At 67.8% G+C, this 18,630-nt stretch carries 26 protein-coding genes; 2 read left to right on the forward strand and 24 right to left on the reverse strand.

All coding sequences use genetic code 11. The annotated features are described in order from the left end of the window. Positions 1 to 33 precede the first annotated feature (33 nt). The 24 genes from A39O_RS0115845 to A39O_RS38600 all read right to left on the reverse strand — a co-directional run bounded on the left by A39O_RS0115845 (position 34) and on the right by A39O_RS38600 (position 16,913). Positions 34 to 438, reverse strand: coding sequence for a hypothetical protein (locus tag A39O_RS0115845; protein WP_020505645.1), 405 nt, complete (start codon positions 436 to 438; stop codon positions 34 to 36). A gap of 133 nt (positions 439 to 571) precedes the next feature. After that, positions 572 to 1,540, reverse strand: a complete 969-nt coding sequence (locus tag A39O_RS0115850) for a phage tail tube protein (protein WP_020505646.1) — start codon at positions 1,538 to 1,540, stop codon at positions 572 to 574. Positions 1,541 to 1,543: 3 nt separating this feature from the next. Further along, entirely contained in the window at positions 1,544 to 1,774 is a 231-nt protein-coding gene (locus A39O_RS0115855; RefSeq protein WP_020505647.1) for a hypothetical protein, read from the reverse strand. Positions 1,775 to 1,790: 16 nt separating this feature from the next. Further along, positions 1,791 to 2,234 (reverse strand): phage tail terminator protein, encoded by a 444-nt coding sequence (locus A39O_RS0115860; RefSeq protein WP_020505648.1) that lies wholly within the window; start codon positions 2,232 to 2,234, stop codon positions 1,791 to 1,793. 12 nt (positions 2,235 to 2,246) lie between these two features. Beyond that, a complete protein-coding gene (locus tag A39O_RS0115865) occupies positions 2,247 to 2,870 on the reverse strand; it encodes a hypothetical protein (RefSeq protein ID WP_020505649.1) in 624 nt (207 codons plus the stop codon). A gap of 9 nt (positions 2,871 to 2,879) precedes the next feature. After that, on the reverse strand, positions 2,880 to 3,962 hold the full coding sequence (locus tag A39O_RS0115870; protein WP_020505650.1) for a hypothetical protein: 1,083 nt from the start codon (positions 3,960 to 3,962) through the stop codon (positions 2,880 to 2,882). A 10-nt stretch (positions 3,963 to 3,972) separates the two neighbouring features. Continuing rightward, positions 3,973 to 4,365 (reverse strand): hypothetical protein, encoded by a 393-nt coding sequence (locus A39O_RS0115875; protein WP_020505651.1) that lies wholly within the window; start codon positions 4,363 to 4,365, stop codon positions 3,973 to 3,975. A gap of 2 nt (positions 4,366 to 4,367) precedes the next feature. Beyond that, positions 4,368 to 4,745, reverse strand: a complete 378-nt coding sequence (locus A39O_RS0115880) for a hypothetical protein (protein ID WP_169338451.1) — start codon at positions 4,743 to 4,745, stop codon at positions 4,368 to 4,370. After that, positions 4,727 to 5,107, reverse strand: coding sequence for a M15 family metallopeptidase (locus tag A39O_RS0115885; protein ID WP_020505653.1), 381 nt, complete (start codon positions 5,105 to 5,107; stop codon positions 4,727 to 4,729). Before A39O_RS0115885 ends, A39O_RS0115880 begins: the two co-directional genes overlap by 19 nt. Before the next feature lie 79 nt (positions 5,108 to 5,186). Next, complete coding sequence (locus tag A39O_RS0115890; protein ID WP_020505654.1) at positions 5,187 to 5,672, reverse strand: hypothetical protein; 486 nt, start codon at positions 5,670 to 5,672, stop codon at positions 5,187 to 5,189. Next, positions 5,669 to 6,046 (reverse strand): hypothetical protein, encoded by a 378-nt coding sequence (locus A39O_RS0115895; protein ID WP_020505655.1) that lies wholly within the window; start codon positions 6,044 to 6,046, stop codon positions 5,669 to 5,671. The genes A39O_RS0115890 and A39O_RS0115895 overlap by 4 nt, the downstream gene beginning before the upstream one ends. 11 nt (positions 6,047 to 6,057) lie before the next feature. Beyond that, a complete protein-coding gene (locus tag A39O_RS0115900) occupies positions 6,058 to 7,059 on the reverse strand; it encodes a major capsid protein (protein WP_020505656.1) in 1,002 nt (333 codons plus the stop codon). A gap of 3 nt (positions 7,060 to 7,062) precedes the next feature. Beyond that, the gene (locus A39O_RS0115905) at positions 7,063 to 7,665 is read right to left on the reverse strand and encodes a hypothetical protein (protein WP_020505657.1); all 603 of its coding nucleotides are present in this window, start codon (positions 7,663 to 7,665) and stop codon (positions 7,063 to 7,065) included. A 638-nt stretch (positions 7,666 to 8,303) separates the two neighbouring features. Further along, positions 8,304 to 8,585, reverse strand: a complete 282-nt coding sequence (locus A39O_RS0115910) for a hypothetical protein (RefSeq protein ID WP_020505658.1) — start codon at positions 8,583 to 8,585, stop codon at positions 8,304 to 8,306. Further along, positions 8,585 to 11,062, reverse strand: a complete 2,478-nt coding sequence (locus A39O_RS0115915; protein ID WP_020505659.1) for a Hint domain-containing protein — start codon at positions 11,060 to 11,062, stop codon at positions 8,585 to 8,587. Before A39O_RS0115915 ends, A39O_RS0115910 begins: the two co-directional genes overlap by 1 nt. Further along, complete coding sequence (locus A39O_RS40870; protein ID WP_020505660.1) at positions 11,052 to 11,234, reverse strand: hypothetical protein; 183 nt, start codon at positions 11,232 to 11,234, stop codon at positions 11,052 to 11,054. Before A39O_RS40870 ends, A39O_RS0115915 begins: the two co-directional genes overlap by 11 nt. Beyond that, entirely contained in the window at positions 11,234 to 11,446 is a 213-nt protein-coding gene (locus A39O_RS0115925; protein WP_020505661.1) for a hypothetical protein, read from the reverse strand. Before A39O_RS0115925 ends, A39O_RS40870 begins: the two co-directional genes overlap by 1 nt. Further along, positions 11,443 to 12,828, reverse strand: a complete 1,386-nt coding sequence (locus A39O_RS0115930; RefSeq protein ID WP_020505662.1) for a hypothetical protein — start codon at positions 12,826 to 12,828, stop codon at positions 11,443 to 11,445. Before A39O_RS0115930 ends, A39O_RS0115925 begins: the two co-directional genes overlap by 4 nt. A 6-nt stretch (positions 12,829 to 12,834) precedes the next feature. Continuing rightward, positions 12,835 to 14,448, reverse strand: a complete 1,614-nt coding sequence (gene terL, locus A39O_RS0115935; RefSeq protein ID WP_020505663.1) for a phage terminase large subunit — start codon at positions 14,446 to 14,448, stop codon at positions 12,835 to 12,837. Further along, a complete protein-coding gene (locus A39O_RS0115940; RefSeq protein WP_020505664.1) occupies positions 14,441 to 14,977 on the reverse strand; it encodes a hypothetical protein in 537 nt (178 codons plus the stop codon). Before A39O_RS0115940 ends, terL begins: the two co-directional genes overlap by 8 nt. Positions 14,978 to 14,979: 2 nt before the next feature. After that, positions 14,980 to 15,294, reverse strand: a complete 315-nt coding sequence (locus A39O_RS0115945; protein WP_020505665.1) for a hypothetical protein — start codon at positions 15,292 to 15,294, stop codon at positions 14,980 to 14,982. After that, positions 15,287 to 15,610, reverse strand: a complete 324-nt coding sequence (locus tag A39O_RS0115950; RefSeq protein WP_211211611.1) for a hypothetical protein — start codon at positions 15,608 to 15,610, stop codon at positions 15,287 to 15,289. The genes A39O_RS0115945 and A39O_RS0115950 overlap by 8 nt, the downstream gene beginning before the upstream one ends. Before the next feature lie 475 nt (positions 15,611 to 16,085). Continuing rightward, the gene (locus A39O_RS0115955) at positions 16,086 to 16,547 is read right to left on the reverse strand and encodes a hypothetical protein (protein WP_157640181.1); all 462 of its coding nucleotides are present in this window, start codon (positions 16,545 to 16,547) and stop codon (positions 16,086 to 16,088) included. Positions 16,548 to 16,568: 21 nt separating this feature from the next. Next, positions 16,569 to 16,913, reverse strand: coding sequence for a helix-turn-helix domain-containing protein (locus tag A39O_RS38600; RefSeq protein ID WP_040527969.1), 345 nt, complete (start codon positions 16,911 to 16,913; stop codon positions 16,569 to 16,571). Positions 16,914 to 17,243: 330 nt separating this feature from the next. On the opposite strand from A39O_RS38600, the gene A39O_RS36700 reads away from it, so the two are divergent. Together A39O_RS36700 and A39O_RS36705 are read left to right on the forward strand one after the other, a co-directional pair. Continuing rightward, on the forward strand, positions 17,244 to 18,017 hold the full coding sequence (locus A39O_RS36700; protein WP_083924708.1) for a BRO-N domain-containing protein: 774 nt from the start codon (positions 17,244 to 17,246) through the stop codon (positions 18,015 to 18,017). A 24-nt stretch (positions 18,018 to 18,041) separates the two neighbouring features. After that, positions 18,042 to 18,578, forward strand: coding sequence for a BRO-N domain-containing protein (locus A39O_RS36705; protein ID WP_083924709.1), 537 nt, complete (start codon positions 18,042 to 18,044; stop codon positions 18,576 to 18,578). Positions 18,579 to 18,630 lie beyond the last annotated feature (52 nt).

Here is an 18,630-nt window from a genome sequence, read left to right on the forward strand (position 1 = left end):
GCCGGTCGGCATCCAGCCACCAGCGCAGCCAGTCTAGGCGTTTTTTCGGGCCGCCCCGCTCGAGGCATCCAGCAGCCCCTGAAACAGCGGCCGGAAGAACGCCCCATGATCCAGCACCGCGCTCAGGCTCTCCGGCGTCAGCGCCAGCGCCTCGCCGGTGTCGGCATCCACCAGGTCCCAGTCGATCACGCGCTCCAGGAGCAGCGCGCGCACCGTCGCCAGTTGATCGGGCGCCAGTTCATGCAGGAGGAAATCCAGCCCCTCGGGCGTCTCGGCCTTCAGCGCGGCAAACCCCTTCAGCCGCTCGGCCGCGAACTCGGCCGCCGCCACCGGCGTCAGCAGCCAGTAGCGCACCCGCAGCGGGGTCGGCGTGCCGTCCAGGTTGATATCAATCGTCGTCCAGGCTTCGGGCCGGGCGCGGGGAGAGAGACGAATCATGTGTGCACTCCAGTGACGAGAAAAGAGAAGCGAGAAACGAGAAACGAGAAGCGAGAAGTGAGAAACGAGAAGCGAGAAGCAAGAAGCGAGCGAGGCACCCTCTCACTTCTCACTTCTCACTTCTCACTACTATTCACAGGCTCGCCGCGGCCACGGCGTTCTTCAACACCACCGACAACCCCGGATCTGCAGCGCTGGAAAACGCCACAAACTCAAAGGTCGCGATAATCCCCGCCTCGGTATCCACCGGCACCGAGGTCGGCATCAGCTCGCAGTGGGTCACCGTGAACGTCAGCATCTCATTGCCCGCCGACCCGGCCCCGGTGCCGCGCGTCAGCACAAACTCCACGGTCGTATCGGTCGCGGCATCCGCCAGGTCAACGAGCGTAAAGGCATCGAACACCACCTTCACGCTGCCCGAAATCGCGCACCGCCCGGAGGCCAGCGCATAGCGCTTGCCGGCCAGGCTCAGCGTGTAGACATCGCCCGACAGATTATTCTCGACCTTCAGCGACCCCTCCATCGCCGCCGCCAGCACCGACCCGCCCTGCTTCAAGCTCGCCTCCAGCGAGGTAAACCCGGCGTGCCCGGTGCCCGGCTCCACCGCCGCGGCATCGCGCGGGGTGGTGGCAATCGTGCGCTCGCGGCCCATCACTTCCAGGTCGGCCGTCACAAAGCCCGCCTGCGGAAAGGTGAAGGTCGCCGCGTTCAGCCGGCAGCCCTTGAACAGCTCCACCTTGCTGGTGATATCGGTGCGCCAATCCTTCTCCACCGAAAATCCCGCCGGCAGCGTCCCCGGCACGAACGTATGCACATAGGGCCCCGCCCCGGTCGTCACCGGCGCGCCCAGCAGGTGCTTCAGCCAAAACCCCACCACCGTTGGGGCGAGTTCCGTCTTGATGCTGCCGTCGGCCTTCACATTCCCGCGCGCCCCGCGGATGCTGCCGCGCCCGCCGCGCAACGCCTCGCTCTTGATCAACTCCACGCTGGCATCCAGCGCCACGCTATTCACCACCACCTTGCGCCCGGTCGCGTCCGGCGACCCCCAAGTCGCCTCGTGATAGACATTGACAACAACATTGGTACCCGATGCTTGTGGCATGGCTTAGCCCTCCGGCGGTGCTGGGGTAGGAGTGGGAGTGGGGTCGAGCGGCGCCCGTGCGCCGGGCCGGCGTTTGGCCGCCGCCGCGGGTTCGTCGGCGTCCTCCAGCGGCGCGATCGCCCCCTGCGCCAACAACAGCGCCTGCCACGGCGGCTCGATCGGCACCGCCGCGCCGGGCGCGTAGTCTTGGCCCTGCGCATGGATCGGCAGCAGCGCGCGGAACACCTCAGTCATAGCGGCATCACTCCAGTTACAAAACACTCACCGGGGCCGCCGTGTCATAGCGGTCCATCCAGGTAAACAGCCCCTCGGCAATCGCGATCATCTGCCCCCCCTGATAGCGCAGCGGCCCCCAGGTCGGCGGCGCCAGGCGCTGGCCTTCCAGCGCCGTCCACACCGCCGCGCGGATCGCGCCGATCGCCGTCGCCGCCGCCGCGTCGTCGCTGTCGAGATTGCGCACCTGCACCAGGATGCCGATCGTCTCGGTCAGCGTGCGGCCCCGCCCGATCCCCTCCGGGCCGGTGCACACCGTGCGCTCCGGCACGATCAGCACACTCGGCGGCTGCCGCACCCCACTGGCCGGGTCGGCACGCTCGGCCGACCCGAGCAAGCGCAGGTCGCGCACCAGACCGGTGTCGCGCAGCGGCGCCAGTGCCGCGGCAATCACCGCGAGGTCAAAAAACGGGGCACTCATCCGCGGCCCCGGTTACAGCGGCAGCTCTTCGTACGCCAGCGACAGCAGCATCAACGGCGTGGTGCCGGCCGCCGCCACCCCTTGCAGACACAAGCAGGTGCCCGGCGGCAGCACAATCGCCCCATGCACCAGATCGAGCGCCGGATCGGGCGCGACCGCCGTCGCTGCCGCAAAGGCGCCCAACACATAGGCCGGGCGCAACAGCGTCGGTATCGCCACCAGCGTGCTTCCGGTGAACCCGCGGGCCACCCCGCGCGGGGCGCCGACCAACGAACACTGCGGCACCAACTCGGTGCCGGTGGTCGGCACCGTCATCTGCGCCGGCACCACCGCATAGACGACGCTCCCGCCGCCCAGCGTGCCGGAAATGTACCCCAGATAACTCTTGAGCACCGCCACCAGCGTGCCGCTGCTGGGCGGATTCCACAGCGTCAGCGGCGGCGTGGTGCTCAACACCGTGCCGGGCGCCACCCCGGCCACCGGCGTGACCAGATCGAACATCCGCGCGCGCAGCGCCGCCTCGGTAAAGTCGCCCTGGCCTTTGGCGGTCACCAGCGCCCCCAGCCGGGTGGCGCGCGCCCCGCCCACCGCCCCATCGCCCCGCGTGACCACCCCGGTGGTGATTTCAGCCAGCATGTCGTGCTCCTAACAGACTTCGTCGGCCCCGTGGGGCAGCGACAGATCGCCGGCTCGCGCCAGCAGTTGATTGGTGACCCGCACTTCCATCAGGAGCTGCTCCAGCAGCGAGAACACCTCCGGAGTGGCCACCTCCAGCCGATTGGTATACGGCTCCTGCGCCAACGCCAGCCCCTGGGAACCGCCGATCTCCACCCGCAGCCGGCGCAGCCGCTGCGGCCAGGCCGCCGCCAGCGGGGTGACGAACGTGGTCGGCTGCGCCGGGGCGGTCAGCGGCGCCACGCGCGCGACCGGCGCATCGGTGAGCGCCGGAGCAAACAGCCCGGTGGCGCCGAAGATGGTGGGTAATTGACTGTCGGCGGTCACTTGCGAGGCCGGAAAGGCGACCACCATCGGCGCCGCGGCATCGGCCGTCAGCGTCAGCAGCGCCGCGCCCGAGGTCCAGGCCGTCAGCAGCGCACGCACCGCGGCGAGGCCCGCGCAGTTGATCACCCACTGGCCGACCACGGTCGCCGTCGTGACCCCCGAGCCGCCAATCACTGGCAGGGCGACCACGCTGCCCCAGTCCATGCCATTGACCGACCCCTGGAACGTCAGGGTGCCGGCGAACGTGCCGACCACTTGCACCCCGACCGTATTGGCCCCCGCGCACGCGATGCGCACCTCGTTGCCCACGCCCATCAGGTTGCCGCGCACCGGCGCCCAGCGCTTGAGCGCCATCGTCGTCGCCAGCGTGCCGTTGTCCGCCAGCGGCTGGCTGCCGAACACCTCGGCCAGATTGGTATCGAGCACATAGGCCGGGTCCAGGCCCTGGGTCTCCTGCGCGCTCGCCGCCGGCCGCGGCAGGTCGACCCAGATCTGCAGGGCATCGGTCGCCAGCAGCCCGCTGGTGTCGGCGGCCAGCGTCAGCACCCCCTCCGCCAGGGTCCCGCCCAGCGCCGGATCGGCGAAGCTGTACAGCAGCAGCCCGGCGCTCACATCGGTGATCAGCAGCACTTCCGGCAGCGTCGGCACGACGCCGGTGAAGGTAATGGTGCCGGCCGCGGGGTCGAAGGTGTAGGTCCCACCGGCATGGTCGAACAGGGTTTTCATGGGTGTTGTCTCAGCCCAGCGCGATCGCCAGGGCGATGGTCTGCGCGCGCCATGGCCCCAGGAGCTCGGCCGGGTCAATCCCCGCCGCCCCCACCAGGTCACGCAACTCCTGCACCTGGGGCACATCCGCCACCTGGATGCGATAGCGCGTCGCCACCGCCCGCGTCGCCAGCGTCAGGGCGTACCAAGTCGGCGCCCCGTCCGGCAGCGCCAACTGCGCCGTGGGAGTGAGGTCCAGCACCACCTCCGCGCTCATGGCCAGGTCCGCATACTCGGTGCGCAACCCCGTCCCGGCGAACCCCAGCACCTGCGCCCCGCTGGCATCCACCAGCCGCACACTCAGCCGGGCCGGGCCTAAGTCCGCGCTCCAGCCGGTCGGCAGCGGAATGCGTACCTGCGCCATGCTCAGCCCCGCCCCAGCGTGATGCTGGCGTAACCCGCCGCCCCGGACCCCAGCGCGGCCACCCCGAGCGCCTCGCGGTTGCACCGCGCGGCCAGCACCTTGGCCTGTGCCCGGTAGGCCGCGGCCTTCGCCCACAGCGGGCTATCACTCTCCACCGCGGCGCCCGTGGCGGCCGTCGCGGTCGCCTCGGCCACCGCCAAATCCTGCAACAGCGCCCGCCCGGCCGCGTCCACCACCGCCGCCGGATCAATCCCCAGATTGCGCAGCAGCGCCTCCACCGCCCGGTCGGCGGCCAACAAATCCGCTTCCCCCACGCTTACCAGCGGGTCCCGGCAATCCTCCACCGTCGCATAGAGCGCCATCAGGGATACCGCGCCCACGGCAACTGGTAATGCGGCCCATCGCGCAGACTGGCCCAGTCGCCGCCCCACTCCAGGGGCACCCGCAACTCCGCCGCCGCCTGCTTGAACACCACCGCCAACTGCTCATACAACGGCCAATCCCAGCGCACCGCGCCCTCCACATAGGCCACCACATCGATCGCATGGCCGGTCAGATGCCGCGAGCGCAGGGTCTGGCTCGCCCCCTGACGCACCAGCGCCGCCTGCCGTTCCTTGGTGCGCAGCCCCTCCGAGATCCCGAAATCCACCGTCGACAACGCCAGCGCGCGCGTTGCCACCGCGATCAACTCCGGGCGCACCCCGCGCAGCCGGTCATAGGACTGTTGCGAAAACCGAAACATCACCCGTTCTCCTGGTGAGCAGTGAGAAAATAGAAGTGAGAAGTGAGAGGGTGTCTTCTCACTTCTCACTTCTCCCTTCTCACTTCTCACTGCTCGCGCCCAGCACCACCTCAGCCACCGCCTTGCGCCCCTCATCCAGCATCCGCGCCTCGCGTGCGGCTGCGTCGGCAAAGAAGAACGGCCGCGGCTTGGTGCCCGGATGCGTGACGGCACGGCGGATCACCTGCCCGCCGCCCGGTCCACCGGTGAAAAACCGCAATGCCTGGCGCCCCGGCTTGGGCGCAATCACATGCGCCGCGGTCCCGAACTCCACGTACCGCGCGTATTCCTTATTGGAATAGATCAGCGCGCCATCGCCCGTCGGGTGCCAGTCCGTTTCCTGCGTCAAGTGCCCGGTGCGGTCGGTATAGGCCCGGCCGGCCCGCACCCAATCGTGAATATCATCCGCATACGACTCCGCCGCCCGCAACACCGCCAGCCGCCCGGCGCGTTGCACCAGCGCTTGCGGCTGCCCGAGCAGCGCGGCCAGCGCCGGCGACACCTCGACCTTGAATCCTCCGCTCATGACGCCGCCGCCGGATCGCGCCCGCCGCCCGGCCGCCGCGACGGGCGGCCGGGGCCATTCAGTGGCCGCTCCGAGGCCTTTGGGTCATGAAGAATAGGGCCATCCGTGGCAGTCGCGGCAGCACCACCCGCCGCGACCGGTCCCACCACCACCTCGATCGGGGTCTGCGGATACGCCGCGCGCACCTGCTCCACGTCCGCGGGCGAGCGCGCCCCCAGCAGCCGCACCGCGGTGCACGGCTCGGCCTGGTCGGGGGTCAGCAACTCCAACCCCCGCACCAGCGCGTGCCGCCCGGCGGCACGGGTCTCGCCCGCCACCCGCTCGGCCTCCGCCAGCGCGCCCGTGGGCGCATAAATCAGCAGCGTCTCGCTCATCGCAGCCCCCGTTAACCCGAAATAATCACCACACCGGCCAGCTCGCGCTTGTCGGTCGCCACCATGTCCCAGTTGGTCGCCGTGCCCAGCGCGGTCGGATTCGGGTTGGCGCCGCCGTTGGCCATATCCCAGGTCGCGCCCTTCACCCCCAGGTTGTAGGCGAACTCGCCCTGCAACCGCACCACCAACTGTTCCAGGCCGGTCACCAGATCGCTCACCAGCGTCTGTTCCTCGCTGGTCACCAGCTCCGCGGCGCCGTCCACCAGCCCCAGCGTGCGGTACAGGTTCGGGCTGCCGGTCACCACCAACGATGCCGAATCGCTCACCAGAATCGGGCGATTGAGCGAGATCGGCGTGCCCGACATCATGGTGCCGAACGCCATATCCGTCCCGCCGGTCGCCAGTGCCGTTTGCAGCGCCAGCAAATCGAAGTAGACCTTGCTGTGCATCACCCAGGCCGCGACCTGCTGACTGGCATCGCCCAGCAGCCCCAGCGCCGTCACCAAGGCCGCGTTGGTCATGGTGCCGTTGGTCGCGATCACATGACGGTTGCTGTTGGTGTTGGCGTTCTCCAAAAACGTGCGCAGCGCCAGCAGCGCCGCATCCAGCATATCGATCGCCTGCGCCTTGGCGATCTGCCCGCCCAGATACCGGCTCAGCCCCTGCTCGCCGGTCGCGTCCCAGTCCGCCACAAAGGGCAGCGCCGCCTTGCGCAACGCATCCACCGCCTGCGCCACCGGGCCGATCTTGCGCGACAGCTTCACGCTCGCGTTCTCGCCCATCGTCAGCGCGGTGTCGGTCGCCGCCGCCACGCTGGTGATATCGCGCCGCGACACCAGCCCGGCAATCGCCTTCACGAAACTCTGCAACTCGTAATGACCCGCCACCGGCCGCGCCGTCACCCGGATGCCGGCGCCGGTCAGCGGGGCCGTGGACTGCGCCAGCTCCTCGGTGAACCCGCCCCAGAACTGTGCGTTGTAGATCTGAAAATTACTTGCGACACCGATCGCCATGGCTTACCCCTGCTGTGCCGCGTGCTTGGCCGCGGCCTTGCTGAACTCGATCGCGGACGGATAGTCCGACCGCACCGGCGCCCGGCTCGGCCCCGCCGCCCCGGCCGCCCCCGCCGAGCCCGACCCCGCCGACCCGGCCGGCCGCGCCAGGAAGGGCTTGGCCGCCAACAGCGCGGCCACCGCCGCGGCCGGCGTCTGGCCGCCGATCGTCACCGTGCCATCGCTGCCCACCTGGGCCTCGCCGGCCAGGAGCGCCCGCACCGTCTCCGGATCGATCGCGTCGGTCGCCGCCGCCAGCACCGCCCCGCGAATCCGCTCGGCGTGATAGGCCGCCTTGACCTCGCCGAGTTGCGCCTGGGCCTGTTCGGCGAGTTGCTTGAACTGCCCCTGTTCGGCCAGCTTGTCGGCCGCCGCTTGATCTTGCGCCGCCTTCAGGGCAGAGAGGGACTCATGCCCGGTCGCCGCCTTCAGCCCCGCGGCGAACTCCGCGGCCAGTTGTGCGCGCAGCGCCTCCACCGAGACCAGTGCGGCAGCCGCGGCGGCCGCGGCCGGAGGCGCCGCGGCCGGAGGGGATTCGGGACTTGGGGTGCCTTGCGGCTCAGCCATGGGATGCGCTCCACTCTATAGATGAGAAGCGAGAAGTGAGGAGCGAGAAGTGAGAAGAGGGGAGGCACCCTCTCACTTCTCACTTCTATTTTCTCACTGCTCACCAGAAACCCCGGACCGCCCGAGGCCACGGCGGCATTCTTCCGCACGCGGGCGCACGCGGTGTCCTTAGTGGCACGCGACGCGGCTGGACCGGTCAGCGGGGGGAAACGCGGCGGATCAGCGTCGCGGCAGGGCGAGCGCGTAGGAGGCGATTTAAGGCGCTGGCTGCTGCGCCGGTGCGATGGGTCGCCGGACGGCTGGCACCGCCTTGCGCAAGAAGGCTAAGGTGCCTCAGTGGTGTAGGTTGGGGTGACGAAGGAACCCCAACGCTGTGCGGCCGGCGATGCCGCTAGGTGGCGGCTTAGTCTCCAGATAACCAAGGCTCAAACTTGACATCAAACTCCCCGCGGGCCCGCACGTAAATCGTGTGCTCATCGTCGGCTGGGCAGTAGATCGCCACCGCTGTTCCGTCTCGACTGTTGGTGCAATCCACTCCAGCCGCGAGCCAGCGGTAGATTTTCCCGGTCTTGATGTGTCGGTACAGCCGGGAATGCTGGGGTTCGTTCCTCACCCCAGCCTACGGGGCTCACCCCAACCTACGCTGCGGAACGGTCGAGATAGATCGCCCGCACCGACGCGGGCAAGCGATCAGCCGGGTAGCTGCGGTCCCGGATCGCGCCCAGGTGCCACCACCAATGATCCAGGGGTTCGGCCGGCAGATCGGCCAACAGCTCCGGCAGCACCGCACCGGCCAGCGTCTGCTCGATCAGGATGCCGTCCAACTCATCACAATCCGCGCGTTCCTGATCACTGAGCATCAACCCGGACAGCCACTCACGTTCCGTTCGGGCCTCGGCGCCAACGGGTGTCGCGTCCATTACCCAGACGTTATAGGTCCGCGTCCGGAGAGCTTGCTGATCGTCCACGCTGGTTCCCCCATGCGCTCTAAATACTGTTGATCCGGCGGGAACACCGTCACCCGCCGACCGCTACTCTCCACCACTGCCACCCGCCCCAGTTGCTTGGAGTATACGCTGTAGCGCGTGCCGCCTTGCGGATCGCGGATCACCACGGCCGCCGCGTCACTCAGCACCCCCGCATAAGCGACATCCAGATCAGCCGGCGCCTGCAACGGCCAGCCCGCCCCGTAGCGTCTCAATAGATAGTGTAGTTCACGCGAGTCGATGCCCTTGCCGGCGCTGGCCTGGGTGCGTGCCAGAAAGCCCGCCACCTCCGGCACCTGTGCATGGGGTGCCAGCAACGCCGCGTTGCGCCGCCACTTCCCGCCGGTCAGACTCACATCCTGGGTCGGCCACCGGGGTTCCCGTAGCGCCGACCCCACCGCCTGCACCGCGTCAAACCGCTCCGGCCCCAGGGCGGTGCGCAGATCCTCCTTGCCGGCCAACCAACGCCCATCCGCCCGCTGCATCTGCGCCCACGGCATCCCCGCCGCGTTCAAGTCCCGCGCCCAGCGCGGCGTCATCGCCTCCCGCTGGGCCGGTGTCACCCGCTCCATGAAGTCGGCCACATCCGTCGCCCCCCGCACCCCATCCTTGCGCATCGGCCGCGTGGTGGGGGTCAAGGAGCACATGCAGTTGTGTGCCACAATACCGTTTGCCGCATACCAATGATGCCGGTCGATCTCCAGGTCATAGACATGCCCCGCGAACTCTTTATCCCGAATCTCGACGACCTCGTGCAGCGCTACCAGGCCGGCACCTCGGTCAACCGCCTGGCTCACGAAACCGGGATATCCCGCTCCATCATCACGCACCGACTGCGCGCGCGCGGCATCGCCGTCAGACCGCTGACCGAAAGTCAAAGGCTCTGGATGTCCGGCACCAGCCGGGAGTTTCGTCAGCGCCTCACTGCCCCTGCCCACGCCGCCGTCCGCGGCAAGCCCAAGAGCGTGGCGCATCGCGTCGCCAACGCGCTCGCCAAGGAGCGCAGACCCGCAGGCATCGCCCCCGCCGAGGATCAGCTCGCGACAATGCTGCGGGAGGCGGGCCTCGATCTCACTCAACAGAAGGCCGTCCACATCTACAATGTGGACCTCGCCATTCATGCCCCCCCCATCGCCGTGGAAGTGTTCGGCGGCAACTGGCACAGTTACGGCCGACACGCCGCCCGTTTTGAGGAGCGCCAGAAATACCTGCTCGACGCTGGGTGGCATGTCGTCGTGATCCTGGTACGGCGTTCCGGGCTGCGCGACGCCTGCCGTGACTACCTGATCGCTCTGGCGGATGAACTGCGCCGCAACCCACCCCCGCGCAGTCAATACCGCGTGATTCGGGGTACAGGCAAGGCCGCGTCCATCGGCCAACACAATTTCAATGACCCGGCCTTGATAGCCCGACTTGGTTGCGGCGACGATCCGGCCAGGGACCTGAATCCGGGTATCTCCTAGCACGCAGTGCGGATGCGCCTTGCCCTTCGGCACCTGCTCCTTGGGCCACACCCCCGCCCCCATCCCGAAATCCACGTCCGCGTAATAGTCGCAGATATCCGCCACCGGGTGACTGGCCGACAGCCGCCACCGATACCCCAGCACCTCCGGGTCCTCCTCGGACACCGCGATCACCGCCTGATGATGCGCGGTGGACATCTCGGTGCGGGCGATGCGCCGTAGCCCGTACAACTGCCGATCGTACAGCCACCATTCCAGATGCTTGTCCACCAGGTCCAGCCGCCCCGCGGCCACCGCCTGGCGGATACTGGCCAGGGCATGTTCGGCTTGGCGCCGCGTCCCGCCCACGCGCAAGGAGGCGACGTGTTCCTCGGCCTCCTTCACCGTCTTGACCCAGTGCGCCATCGCCCCCGGTGTCTTGATGCTGCCCCGCGCCGCCTGGCGTAGCCGGTCCGCCCAATCCTCGCGCGCCTGCTGGGCGATGGTAAAGCGCTCGCCAGAGGCCGCCTCGATCGCCCGCTGCATGTCCATCACCACCGCGTCGGCGGCCCGCCCGGTGCGCACCCCGGCCGCCACCGCCGCGCTCACCCCGGCGCGGGTCTGCTCCTGCCAGGCCCACACCCGCTGGCTCAGCGTCAACCCATCCGGCCAGCGCTGGGCATAGGCCGCGGCCGTGCGCTCGGCGATCAGCGCGGAACGCAGCTCCGCCGGCACGGTCGCGGCCACCGGCTGCACCGCCGCGGCGATGCCTTCGCGGATCAGCGCCTCGGCCGCATCCAGATAGTCACTCACAAATTGGGCGCCCGCCGCATCCAAGATCACCCCGCCGGCCCGCACCGCCTCGGCAATCGCCGCCGCATAGTCGGCGGCCGTCTCGCCCAGGCGCGCATCATGGGCCTGCACCGCGGCCCACAGCGCCCGCTGCACCGCCGCCCAATCAGTCGCCACGATGCCGCACCACCACCCGCAGATGAGCCGCGACCTGCTCGCGATAGCACGCGGGCACCAGGGCGAGGCGCCGCGCGGTCTCTGCCGCATCGCGCCCCTGCGCGAGCCAATAATTCCACTGCCCCAGCGTCGCCGTGGGGTCCGGGGGGGGAGGGGGGCCAGCCGCGTCCATCATGTCAGCAGCGCGATCGCATCAAAGCACGCCTGCGCCGCGCACAGATGCGTCTCGGCCTCGTACTGCAACTGCTCGATCTTCCGCAGCCGTTGCGCTGCCTCCTGCGCGGCAAGCAGCCCGCTGAACCCCTCACGCCGCTCCTGCTTGATCCGGTCGATCTCGCCGGGGATCATCTGCGGAGTGATCTTGCGGATCGCCGGCTCGCTCACGCCCCCACCTCCGCGGCCACCCGATCCCCATACGGATCGGCCCCCGCCGCCTGTTCATCATCGATCCGCGCATAATCATCGGGCGAGGCCGCATCCCCCAGCACCCGCCGCGCCGCCCGGCCGCGGATCAACCGCTCGGTCGTCGCCCCCAGCCCCAGCGTCAGCGCATCCATATCCTCGGCCAACCGCGCGGCCAAATCCTGCACCTGGAAGGCCCGTGGATAGACCACCCGCAGATCGGTGCCAGGGTCGACCCGCATCCACCCACAGGCCAGCCGACCGCACGCGATCTCGGCCGCCTCCAGCGCCTGCGCAAGCAGGCTCAAGGTGTCGTCCGCCGCCCGCAGGTGGAAGCCCAACGCCACCCCCGAGGACTGCACGCCCCCGGTAAATTCCAAATTCGCCAGCTCATAGAGCCGCGCCACACAGTCCCGAATCGTCTCCCGATACGCCGTCACCGGCCCATCGGGCGGCGCCACATAGGCCGGCTGGCCGCCGCCGTCGCTGGAGTAGGGCAGGGCGTTCTCGGTCGACAGCGTCAGACCCGACTCGCGCAAGCGGTCGACCTCGCCCGGATCCTTGAAGGGCAGGGTGAGGATGCTGAAGGTCTGCGACCGCAGCAGGTCCCGCTGCTCACTCCATAGATTGAATAGGTCGTCGGTGAGCGCGATCACCCCCTCCGCCCACGGCGCCGCCCGCTCATCGGTCAGTTCCAGCAGTTCCGTGGAGTGCAACCGCACCACCGGCACCTGGCCGCACCCATGCTCACCGGTCAGTGGTGCGCCGGTCGCCTGGTCCGTCAGCAGCGTCTGGCCCTCCACATCCTCGGCCACCCACCAGCGCGTCGCGTCCCAGCCGCGATAGCGCAGCGTGGTCTCGGTCGTCACCCCCGTCCCGTAACTCACCCCGTCCGCGCCGGACTCGGCAAAGACGATCTGCGTAATCTCTCCCAGCGGTCCCAGCGTCAACCGGGCCACCGACCCCGGCAGCCGCAACACCACATAGGGCATCCGCCCGGCATCATCCGCCCGCGTCACCGAGGCCCCGGCCGGCCGGTCCACCACCAGATAGACCGTCCCCAACAGCATGGCGAGCAGCGTCGCGCGGCGCATCACATCATCGATCTGCCCGCCGCGCCCATCGGCATTGACTTGCAGCGCCTGCCAGGCCGCCGCCTCGCCACTGCGTTGCGCCGGCCGCGCGAACAGCGTCCCGCGGTAGGCGTCGATGATCTTGCGCGGGTAGTTCAGATACCGGGCCAGCGCCTGGCGCCGCTGAAACTTGTCATCGGTCTCGCGTGGATGGCGCACCAGATACGTGCCGTCCGCATAGCCGCCGGCACCGCGATAGGCGTCCAGGCGTTGGGTATCCGTCAGCGCCATGATTCGTTACAACCCCAACAACCGCATCGGTGAATAGGTATGCCTAGACCCCGCCAGGCACAAATCCCACAACATCGCCAGCGCATCCGGCCCGTCGTCATGATCGGCATCCGGGTAATGCCGCAACTGCTCGATCAACTCGCGCTGATCCGGCCGCAGCAGGATCAACCCGTTCTGGCAGTGCGGCTGCAACGCCTCGATCCGCAGCCCCTTATCGGCGTGCGGCAGCACCCCGCGCGCTGGCACCGGCACCCCCGCGGCAGCCGAACGGCTCACCAACTCGGTGCGCAGAAACTCTTGAAATTGGACGGACTCCACCGCCCACAACCGGCAGTGATGCTGCCGCTGCAACGCGATGATGTCCGAGATTATCCGGTCCGGGGTCCGCCGCCGCACACTGGCCTCCAGCACAAACAGCCGCCCGGACGGCCGATGAAAGGCCCCCACCACCAGCGCGCTCGGGTCCCCGCGGCGGTTCAGCCGCCCCAGGCTCGGATCGCAGGCGCCAAAGCACTCGCAGCCCGTGGGCACCTGCGCCCAATACTGCAACGCCTCGGCAAACGGATTCGCCTCGCCGCTCACCGGCTCGTTTTGATGCTCACTCTCGAAGGCATCGCGGTTCTGGGCGCGGATCAACATCAGCGCATACAACGGCCGCACCGCCGGCCACGACACCACCGCCCCGGCCTCCATCGCGTCCCGGCTCGCCTCGTAGAAGGCCCGCGCCGCGGTCGGCCCATGCTCGCGCAACACCAGCTCCCACTGCTCCCAGAGGTCCAGCCGGTCCGGCACCTGGATCAGGCTGCGGAAGTGCCGTCCGCTCCACAGCGGCGAGCGCAACACCCGCGCCAACACCGCGTCGTAATGCAGCACGGTGCCGATATACAGCACATCCATCGACCCATCGGGCGGCCCCAACGGCAGCACCGTGCGATTCAGCCAAGCGTCCAGCCGATCCCGTTGCTCCGGCGAGCGCACGTTCTCGTCATTCTCCAGGTCATCGAGCACGCACAAGTCCGGCCGGTGCGGTCCATGGCGCAACCCGCGCACCCGCTGTCCGGCGCCGAACGCCTGCACCTTCACATTCCCCGTGGTGACAATCACCCCTTCCTTCCACACCCGCCCGCGGCCCACCGCCTGCGGAAAGTCCGCCTTCAGACGCGGGTTCGCCTCCAACTCCGCTTGCAGCGCGGCCAGTTGTTCCGCCGCCTGGCGGTAGGTATCCGAGAACAGAATCGGGTAGCGCTTCAGGGCGTAGACGATGCACCACAAGGGCAACGCCAAGGCGCACGTCGTGCTCTTGGTCTCGCCGCGGGGCGCGGCAATCGCGTCATGATCCCCGGCGCCATTGGTCGCCAGGTCCGGCAGCCGCGCGAACAAATGCGCCTGCAAGGTCGAGGGGGCGACCTCGCGGCCATCCGGCTGGTAATAGTGGGGGAGATAGGTCCGGCAGAAGTAGCCGAAGTCGGTGCGCGCCCGCGCCCGCCGCGTCGTCGCAGCCTCCGCCCCTGGGGCGAAGCCCACGCACTCCAATTCAATCTGATCCCGCAGCCCCGCCGCATAGGCCGCCAACTCGTCCAGCCATTCCCGCTGAACGCCGCTCGCCGCCCGCTTAGCCATACTGCGCCGCCAACCGCTGCCCGGCCGGCTCCAACACCTCCAGCCACACCCCCGCGTGCTGCGGATAGTCGGTGCGGATCAACTCCGACACCGTGCGTAGCACCTCCATCGCCAGGCTCAGCTTATCGAGCCCCGCGCCGCCTTCCAGCTCGCGCTGCGTCATCAACCGCAGCCGCATCAGGTTGGCAAAGGCGTTCATGGAGCGCGGGTCCGGCACCTCGCCGGCCGCCGCCGCCGCGGCAAAGGCCGCCTCATAGCGCTGGATTTGCAAGTCCAGACTGGCCAGGCTCGCCGCCCGGTCCAGACTCGCCGCCCGCGCCTGCCGCGTTGCCTCGGCCGCATCGGCCGCCGCCCGCGCCACCCAGCCCAGCGTATCGCGCCAGTCGGCCAAGGTCGCCTTAGCCAGCGGCCACTGGTGTTCGCGCTCGAGCACGCGCAACGTCTCGGCCAGATTCTGGCCGCTCGCGCACCACGCCCGATAGGCCAGTTCGCGCTCCGCGACCTCATAGCGCCCCGGCTGTTCGGACATCGCTAGACCCCGCCAACGTCCGGGTCCACCCCCGCATCCTTCACGATCCCCGCGCGCAAGTCGCGCCCATTGGCCGTGATCGACAGCAAGGCGTTACTGATCTGGCCGATCGCATGATGCTGGATGCGCAGATACCCGCGCTCCTCCAGGTAGCTCAAGTGATTGCGGAAATGCACCCCGTCGATCGCCACGCCCAACTGGCGCATCGCATTGCGCACCGTCCCGGCATCGGCCGCCCCGACCACCAAGTCGGCCAGGATCACGATGATCCAGCCGCGCTCGGCGATCTGCCGCCCCATCAAATACTGCTCAACCATGACTCCCCCGCTGACTGTCCCGTTGGCTCTCGATCATCTGCGACACCCGCGTGACCACAATCTCCAGCCCCGACACCGCTTGGCGCATCTCCCGATCCGCCGCCGCGTGCTCAGCCACCGCCCCGGCCTGCGTCTGGATCGCCGCCGCCAGCGTCTGCTGCACCGCCACGCGGGCCAGTTCGATATCCCGCATCGACGCGATATACGCCCGCGCCACCACCACCCCGGCATAGATCGCCAGGGCGAAGATCGCCGCCAACCCCAGCCGTTCAGACAGCAGAGGCACCAGTTCAGACAAGGTGGGTATCGGGTCCATGGCCGCGAGCATGGCAGGCACCCGCGTGCGGAGTGTCCTTAGTGGCACGCGGTGCCGGGCGTTGTCCAAACAGTTTGGACTGTCAGTCACGTGACGCCTGAAGACATGACGCTAAGTCACTGATTGCGGATTTTTGGGGCGTTGTCCAAACAGTTTGGACTGTCAGTCGCCGGGTCGAGGGCTGCCGGGGAGACCAGGGTCCTCACCGGGGCGTTGTCCAAACAGTTTGGACTGTCAGTCACGTGACGCCTGAAGACGTGACGCTAAGTCACTGATTGCGGATTTTTGGCGGAGCGGCGGACCATTTGGTCGGTGCCGACACAATGGTTGGCGGACCGTCCTTTTTCCCATGGAAGCCTGTCGGGGCGAATTCATTCGCCCCTTGGCCCTGGGCGAGGCCGCTGAGCGTTGGTCGTTGGGGTTCCTTCGTCACCCCAACCTACGGCCCTCTCTGAGAGAGTACCCTTTACGGCGGCTAGTCCAGCAAGACAAATTCTGGAACGATGTCGTAACGCCCCCGCAACTCGTCGATGCCCCCAAGGCGAGGCTCCAGCACGGCGAGATCACCTTCCAGCACCACGGTCGCCACGACCGGAGTCCAATCCCAAGTTTCCCGAACCGCTTTCATGCGGGCCAACACCACAGCATCAAGCCGCTCGCTGTGATGCACCACCAGCACCACATTTTTTGCCCCTCGATTTAGCGGCAAATGCTTCAAGTCATGCCATGCCTGGGCGGCTCGTTGCGCTGCCGCGCCCTGGTTTGGCAGTTCGACGCCAATGCCCTGTAGCCAAGCCCTGATCAGGGCCCCCATGCGGCCACCCTCCGGCGCATCGGCATGTAGCACCAGGATGTCGTCGCGCACCGGCAACAATGGCCACCGACGCGTACAGAGAATGGTTTTTTGCAGAAAAACCGAAGTCGTATCCCACCCCACCGCCTCACCTCCAGTGTCTGATTAGCAGACAGTTTTTGACAACAAAATGCTGCGTAAGCGCTCGGCTGTTGCGACTATTTTCCCTAAATCGTCTACGAGCGACGCAGGATCGATTAACGCCGAGCACGCAATGGATTGGCCGCGAGACATATCACCGACACCGGTGATCACCCAGTCCGCGCTTAGCGAGGTACTTGCAACCACGCTCGCCAAAAAGTTGAAAGAAGGTTCGTTCGCTCCGGTCTCGACATTCGCTAAGTAGCTCCGGCTAACACCTACGTCTCGCGCGAAGTCCACCTGACTCTTGCCCGTACTCTTTCTGTAGTGGGCAATACGGCGCCCGAAATCAGTCTGAATGTCAGACATTTCTCTTGCCTCTGTCTGAAATACGGACTAACATGTCCGCAAGTCAGACAGAGTAACTAGCTTGAACGCATCACTCAAATTTCGTCTTGCCCTGCTTTCCAGAGGGCACACCCTCTCTAGCTGGGCCCGGGCCAACGGGTACTCACCAGGCACGGTCCAACGCGTGATGTGGCGGGTTTTCAACGAGTCTTCCGCCACTGGTCGAGGGGTCTTGAGCTACCGAATCATCGCCGACCTGACGCGGGATCTGGAGATAACCATTGTCCCCGGCATCCCGCCAAGTCCATTCCCTGGCCGCCAAGCGGCCTAACCACCACCCTGGAGCAATCCATGTCTCAGTCTGCGTCCTCTGTTGTCCTGTTCGAGTTCCACACACATCAACTGCGCGTCATCCCGACCGAGGACGGCGGCTCATTCTGGGTCGTCGCCAAGGATGTAGCCGATATCCTCGGACTCACCACGGCAAAGGATGTTTGCCGCATCGTCCCCGAGCACCACAAGGGTAGGCACTCAGTGCCTACCCTTGGCGGTAGTCAAGAAATGCTGTGCCTGGACGAGGCCGGGCTGTATCGGGCCGTCCTGCGCAGTGACAAGCTCGAAGCGGAGCCTTTTATGGAGTGGGTCACCGCCGAAGTCCTCCCCCAAATCCGCCGCACCGGCAGCTACCAGGGCCAGACCAGTAAAGCCGATCTGGAAGCCATCGCAGACCGCGCCAACACCCTCATCGCTCAGGCCGAGCGGCGCGAGGCGGCTGCAAAGCGCGCCAAGCGCGAGGCCAAGACCGCCTGGCTGCACGCCGTCGAGCGCGACCAAGAACTCAGCAACGCCCGCGCCGAAAGCGCCCGGCTCGCCGCCTGCCTGAGCGCCGCGCAGGCGCTCGCCCTCGACGGCCATGCCCACCTGTCCAGCGTCCTGCACTTCGCCCGCAAGGATCTCGACGCCAACCAGATCCATCGTTTGACCGACCTCCCCGAGCCCCTCGTCGCCGACCTGCTGGCCCGCGCCGAAGCCGCCGGCTTCTGCCCCAGCCTCAGCCAGGAACATCACGACATGGTGACCCTCGTGCGCAACGGCCTGGTCACCCTCGACCCCTTCGCCCACTGAGCCACCACCACCCCGGAGCAATCCATGTCTCAGTCCCCGTCCCCTGTTCGTTTGTTCGAGTTCCACACGCATCAACTGCGCGTACTCCCGATCATGGATGACCCGTCATTCTGGTTTGTCGCTAAGGACATCGCCGACATCCTCGGCCATGCCACAGCGAACGCCGCCTGTCGCGCAGTGCCTGCAATTCACCAGCGCACTTTCTTGGTGCCCACCCGTGGTGGACCGCAGGAAATGCTGTGCCTGGACGAAGCGGGGCTGTATCGGGCCGTCCTGCGCAGTGACAAGCCCGAAGCGGAGCCCTTCATGGAGTGGGTCACCGCCCTGCTGCACCAGATGGCCGCGGCCGGCATCGACATCGCTTCCTGCCACGCGCTGACTCAGGAGGCCACCGAACCCCAGACCTGCGGCAACTGCGAGCACTTCGATGATGATGAGGGCGATTGCGTCGCCCTGGGGGGTCAGTACCTGCCGATGTGGCTCAACCGGCTGACCAGCATCGAACCCATGGACGACGACGCCGCGGCGGATGAATGCGCGACCTGGGGCCCTCGCGACTAGACCTGCCACCCGGCAACCACCCACTAACCCACCGCACCACCGGAACCACCCC

This window comes from Lamprocystis purpurea DSM 4197 (assembly GCF_000379525.1).
GTDB lineage: Bacteria > Pseudomonadota > Gammaproteobacteria > Chromatiales > Chromatiaceae > Thiodictyon > Thiodictyon purpureum.